Genomic DNA, 1,211 nt, shown 5'->3' on the forward strand with positions numbered 1-1,211 from the left:
AACTGTTCGATACCATGTTAGCACATTACCTTATTAATCCAGATATGCGTCACAATATGGATGTTTTGGCAGAAACCTATTTGAATTACACACCAATTTCTATTGAAACGTTAATTGGTAAAAAAGGAAAAAATCAGCTTTCAATGCGCGACGTTCCTTTAGATAAACAAACCGAATATGCTGTTGAAGATGCCGACATCACCCTACAATTAAAAGAACATTTTCAAAACGAATTAGGCGAAGCCAATACCCAAACCTTGTTTGATGATATTGAAATTCCGTTACTGCGCGTTTTAGCGGCTATGGAATTGGAAGGTATTAACCTTGACAAAGACTTTTTAGCGTCATTAGCAGAGCAACTAAACAACGACATTGCCACACTTGAAAAGCGCATTTACGAAGCTGCTGGCGAAGAATTCAACATTGCATCTCCTAAACAATTGGGTATTATTTTGTTTGAAAAAATGAAATTGGTTGACAAGCCAAAAAAGACCAAAACTAGGCAATATTCTACTGCAGAAGATGTCTTGAGTTATTTGGCTAAAGACCACGAAATCATTCAAAACATTCTTGATTTTAGAGGTTTAAGCAAACTTAAAAGCACGTATGTTGATGCGTTACCGCTTCAGGTTGAAGAAGCCACAGGACGCGTTCACACCGATTATATGCAAACCGTTGCCGCTACTGGTCGTTTAAGTAGTAACAACCCGAACTTACAAAACATTCCTATTCGTACCGAGCGCGGTCGTCAAGTGCGAAAGGCGTTTATTCCGCGAAGCGAAGATTACACGCTTTTAGCTGCCGATTATTCTCAAATTGAATTACGCATTATCGCAGCCTTAAGCGAAGAAGAAACCATGATTGAAGCCTTTAACAACGGTGAAGATATTCACGCTTCAACCGCTGCAAAAGTGTTTAATGTGGCTATTGAAGACGTTACGCGCGAACAACGTAGCAACGCTAAAACTGTAAATTTCGGTATTATTTATGGTGTTTCAGCTTTCGGATTAAGCAATCAAACTAATTTATCTCGTAGTGAAGCCAAAGAGTTAATCGACACGTATTACGAAACTTATCCGAAGCTAAAAAACTACATCAGTAAACAAGTAGATTTTGCTCGTGACCATGGTTATGTGCAAACGGTTTTAGGTAGACGCAGATATTTAAAAGATATTAATTCTAGAAATGCGGTTGTTCGTGGTGCAGCAGAA

At 38.6% G+C, this 1,211-nt stretch carries 1 protein-coding gene; it reads left to right on the plus strand.

The features are described 5' to 3' along the window. The coding region (locus FUA24_RS08125) for a DNA polymerase (RefSeq protein ID WP_246146995.1) at positions 1-1,211 on the plus strand (1,211 nt) is incomplete at both ends.

It is taken from the genome of Seonamhaeicola marinus (assembly GCF_008085455.1).